This window comes from Bartonella sp. MM97QHHN (assembly GCF_042194285.1).
Lineage (GTDB): Bacteria > Pseudomonadota > Alphaproteobacteria > Rhizobiales > Rhizobiaceae > Bartonella.
The window spans coordinates 1-4,887 of record NZ_JBHIMS010000117.1 but is presented as its reverse complement, the minus strand read 5'-3'; the positions used below and the strand labels follow the sequence as shown (position 1 = coordinate 4,887).

The window sequence follows — 4,887 nt, the reverse complement described above, 5'->3', positions numbered from 1 at the left end:
TAGTGCAATATCTTTTAAGTAATGGAGATTGCTTATTGCCTCACGCTTTTGTTTTTCACGTTCTTTAATAGGGTCACGCCCCTCACGTAAAACAGCCCGCCACCCAGTTGCCAATTCACGGGCTTGTTTTAAAGAGACATCTCTTAAAGCACCCAAGCCCATTTCGCGACGCCGCCCATGAATGGTATAACGATACAGCCATTGAGCACCTCCATCTTTACGCTTATGAAGAAGCAAGCCGGCACCATCATTATATTTGCCAGTTCCCAATGTTGCGACAGATCTTGCATTAAGACGATTCATAAGAACCATTTTTACTCCTTTCTGCTATAGTTTTTACCCACACGTCAGCCCCGCTTGTGGTGTGCAAGCAAGTGGTTTTGATTGATTCAAGATAAACAGATTTGAAATGAGAGAATCCTACGTTATTCGGGCGTCTAATTCAATATGAACAGAGCTAGATTATCATTATAAATCAATATCTTGTATCGTTCATTTATAGATTTTATAAAATCGTCCGGCATTTCTCCGTGACTAGGTGACAATGGCAACTCCATAGCAAAGGGCGAAATAACTTTATCCTGAGTAGTAAATAAAATTATCAGTTCTGTTTTTTCAACTAATACACCAGAAGAACTGTGAAAAGAATCCGATAGTTTATATTTATTGGTGTAAACTCTGATGCGTATATCCATATTTTATCTCACAGCCAGAAAAAAAATCCCGTATCATATTTAACTGAAATGTATTCTCATACTTTTTTCTATTTTCAAAATTAAATAAAATGAACTCGGGAGTAGCGATACGTATTAGAGCTAACACTTCTGCCAAATCGAATCTCTCCGATAAAGTAATCGTCACACTATATGGTACGCTATCTTTTTTCATACATTCTATGTTACGCACCCACGTTTGTTTATATTTTTTACTGTCTAGATTTCTTATCTCTGAAATAACATCTGTGCCTATTTGTATCCCTAAAAAGAACGGATTACTCTTTAATAGCTTCAAATATGGTTGAATATAGATGTGCCCCCTGTTGCAATCCGAAAATATTTTTTACAAATGAGACACATACAAGTATATTTATGAAGTAAATCATAATCGAACTCAAAAGGCTCTCCACCAGAAAGAATAATAAAATCAGATTTTATGTCATTTATTGTATATAAAAATTCAGGCAACGCGTCATCTCTCACCATACATTCCATCGAATACGGACAATGATTGCAGCTCGCACTGCAATTTTCATTACAAATTACAATATTATCGCCCATGAAATTCCTTATTCAAGTTCATATAATCCAATACTAATTGTTTCATGAAAATATTTTGGTATAGACAAAGATCAGAAATTTTTTTAGCCACAAACGCTTTTATCATTGGTAAAGCTTCATCCTTTGATATAGACAGCAAATGAGAAATATAGTCTATCCGTTCTTCTAAATTGAGAGATAATCTTGGACTGGTGAAAAATGTTAAGATATCCAATTCCGGACTGGCTTCTTGACATAAATCCCAATCCACTACCATAAAAGAACTATCAGGAGTAACAATGATATTATCAGGATGTAAATCTCCATGTGATAAGATTATATTTTTGCTTAATCGATCTTGAAAGATCTTATTGATTTGATCAATAATCGCCTTTTGATGTAGCAAATCCATTTGACTCAATACAGTACCCCGGATAAACTCCCATTCGACTACTTCATCGCAAAGTGTTATCAAATTTGGTGCAGGATAGAGACTTTGTCGAAAAGAGCCATCCTTGATGTTTTCATTAATGCACGATGCTTCCGGATAAATTTGCCCATAGCAAAATTCTTGATGCTTGCGTTTCAAGAAATGTTGTTTTGACGATTGTGCATTTTCAGGCTGTAACCAAATGATTTCTTGTTTTCTGACAAAAATAATTAAAGCAGACACCCCAAAAATCACAGCCATAACCACTGCCAACCACAAATTAGCTTGCCAGAATGTTGAAAAAATATGACCGTATAAAAAACTGAATGCAAAGGATACAACAGCTGTAATAATGGCTGTAAATGATAAAACAGTCGCGATAGCTTTGGGATCAAGCAGTGAATTTATAAGAAGAGACGACAGATAAGATCGATAAGCAGATTTAAAAACACATAGCAGTAAAAATCCTAATATAAGAGCCGCAATGATTTGAAATGACATGAGAAAAAAAGCAATGGTTACCATACAACCAATCATTAAGACGGGAAAAATAGGATTTTGAAACTTTGAAAAATACTTCTGAAACAATATATTGGAACTTGCTGAAAAAAAATTCCCAATGATAAAAATAATCGAAACCAAAATAGCAGGTTGAAATGGCAAAAAATCAGAAAATGCGATAGAAACAGTTCGATTATTAACCAAAATAGCAAAAGCTGAAACTGCACTTAAAAAAATAAGAGTGAAGCGATAAGGATTTTTGACTTCTTTACGGCTGGCGCACATAACTGTGAAAATACTCGGATGAGCGTTGATATGAAAACTATCTAATCCCTTCGTCAGTTTTGAAAACATAAAAATAGCAAAAATTAATGAAAGGACTTGAAAAATCACAGGCAATGCAGGATGCACATAATAAAGTATTCCTCCTAAAAAAATAAGTACCGTTGTCACACTATAGGTAACAGCAGCCACTTCGGACTTAACGGAAAACAGTGTGCGATGCTTTGGTACTACAGAAAAGAGTAAACTATCTTCCGCACCTGAGAAACAAGCGGCTGCTAATGTAATACACAACAAATAAGTGGCGTAAGCAAAATATGCATAATTCATAAAAAGAGCTAAAAAACCGCAAAGAAAGAAAAACAGCCCAGTATAAATAACGCGCTTACTTCCATAAACATCTGATAATAAACCCAAGGGGACTTCTAAGATCAAAGGAAGCAATAAAAAATAACTACCGATTAAAACAATATCCGCTTGCGACAAATGCAATTTTTCCGACAAAAAAAGTGGTAAAACAGCAACCACTAGAGCAGTAGACTTGCTAACACTATAAATCTTAAATTGCTTAACCTTATCCACAAAACACCTTCCCATGACATCCGCTACATGCGCCAGATTCTTTCAAAGATTTTAAAACGCTTTGAGCAGACCAATCTATTGCCCCATAATTTTGTAGATTCCCAAAAGCTTCTGAATAAAAGCAATTTTTTAGATCTCCATTATAGTCCAATACCAAGGATGAAAATGGAAATAAACACATTAACGGCGACGAAACGTACGTAGAATTCTCGCCTAAGTAATAATTAATACAATTTACAAAATTTTGTGACGTCCATGAGATTTTCCTTTCTTGGAACTTTTTATCTATATAAATTTGGAGGGGGGATTCTTTCCTTGATAATTCATCTCTCAAATGAAAAAGTGAAGCGTTTGGCGGAAGAGTTTTGTTTCTTAAAGCCTTAGATCGATCCTTTGTATTATTTTTTCTAGAAAAACTAAATGACGACGTATCGAGCGGGCTGAATCCGATATAATCGACATCTTTGCTTATACAAAAATCGATAAAATTAATAATATTTTCTAGAATCTCTTTGGTAACTGTCGCTCTTATTCCTATACTTTGCAGAGGTTGAAGATTCTTAACTGTTTCAATGTTTTTCCACACGCGATCAAATTTATTCGCCCCCCGTATATCATAATATCCTTGGACACTAGTCGAATCCATAGAAATAACAATTTCTTTGAAGATCATCCGTTATCGGGTTATCAAGCGGGGGATATTCTCCCTGATTCTGTTTGGTGTTTAAATCACTATCCGAGGAGTGATCCAGAGGGAATGGTTTACGATCCGTGGAAGAATATTTGGGTTGATATTTATCTTCAATCAGGGACAGATGAAAATACGAAGTCTGCCTATGGTGTTCCGATTACAACCAATCGTAGCTATTCTGACCATCACGTGGATTTTTCGTCTGTTAATAAGAGATTTTTGACGAGTGATGAGTTCGCGTCTTGCATGTATGGAATCAATTCGGGAACCAGTATTATAGGCAATAAAGCGCCTTCTCCCAAAACGTCTGGAGGACACGTTGATACAGAAAATCGTCGTATGATTTCGTATATCGGTTGTGAGGATGGTTGCGGTTATGTGTGGCAATTTTTGTCTGGTTGTTATCCCGTGACGAAATGGCATACAGGGGAACAAGGAAGCAGTTTACGTGTAGACGTAAATGTTATGTTGGGAGGAGGCGATTGGTCCGGTGATGCTAGTAATGGTGAATTTGCGCGGAATTTTGCGCATTGATCACTCCGAACGCCTCTTAGATATGGCTAAGAAATTAGACATATCTGTAGGATTTTTATCTTCTGTCGAGATTGGCAAAAAATCTGTTCCTGTAGGACTGGAGGAAAAGATCATAGAGCTTTATGGTTTATCAAGAGAAGGCTTTACTCTTAAGAAAAGCAGCCTATGCTTGTCGCAAAACTTTTACAATCAAGACTTCTGATCCGTTGAGGCGTGAAGCTGTTGGTGAGTTTGTTAGAAATTTAGAGAATTTTTCACAACAAAACTTAGCAGAATTAAAAGACCTTCTTGAGAAAGTTTGCAAAAAAAGAGGCGTCCTATAGAGATAGGTTGAAAAATCCTATTCCCTCACTTTTATTTACGCGTCCCTCACTGTACAAAATATATGGAAAATCAATAAATTATTTTGGATAAAAAAGAGCATGGTGCCCCCAGAGAGCGAATCAGGCTTTAGCAACAAGATTCAAAGTATATAAAGATGTGTAAGGGCGTATTGATGTCTATAGCTTTTTATGATTCAATAAAAAAAGTAAGTATTAAAGAAAAAATCTCAAATCAGAAATTAAAGGTGGTCTAAAAGGTGGACCCAAAAAGGTGGACGAGCAATGCTT

4 protein-coding genes and 1 pseudogene are annotated in these 4,887 nt (G+C 35.9%); 2 read left to right on the top strand and 3 right to left on the bottom strand.

Features of this window, described 5'->3' with window-relative positions:
- The 3 genes from ACFIJW_RS10275 to ACFIJW_RS10265 all read right to left on the bottom strand — a co-directional run.
- The coding region (locus ACFIJW_RS10275) for an Arm DNA-binding domain-containing protein (protein ID WP_375634355.1) at positions 1-312 on the bottom strand (312 nt) is incomplete at its 3' end.
- Positions 313-1,266: 954 nt separating this feature from the next.
- The gene (locus ACFIJW_RS10270) at positions 1,267-3,051 is read right to left on the bottom strand and encodes an MFS transporter (protein WP_375634353.1); all 1,785 of its coding nucleotides are present in this window, start codon (positions 3,049-3,051) and stop codon (positions 1,267-1,269) included.
- On the bottom strand, positions 3,044-3,697 hold the full coding sequence (locus tag ACFIJW_RS10265) for a hypothetical protein (RefSeq protein ID WP_375634351.1): 654 nt from the start codon (positions 3,695-3,697) through the stop codon (positions 3,044-3,046). Before ACFIJW_RS10265 ends, ACFIJW_RS10270 begins: the two co-directional genes overlap by 8 nt.
- Between ACFIJW_RS10265 and ACFIJW_RS10260 the strand changes: the two genes are divergently transcribed.
- Positions 3,677-4,276 (top strand): hypothetical protein, encoded by a 600-nt coding sequence (locus ACFIJW_RS10260; protein WP_375634349.1) that lies wholly within the window; start codon positions 3,677-3,679, stop codon positions 4,274-4,276. The two genes, ACFIJW_RS10265 and ACFIJW_RS10260, sit on opposite strands and share 21 nt — an antisense overlap.
- Positions 4,236-4,599 (top strand): annotated as a pseudogene (locus tag ACFIJW_RS10255) (XRE family transcriptional regulator). The gene ACFIJW_RS10260 and the pseudogene ACFIJW_RS10255 overlap by 41 nt, the downstream one beginning before the upstream one ends.
- The last annotated feature ends 288 nt before the right edge of the window (positions 4,600-4,887 follow it).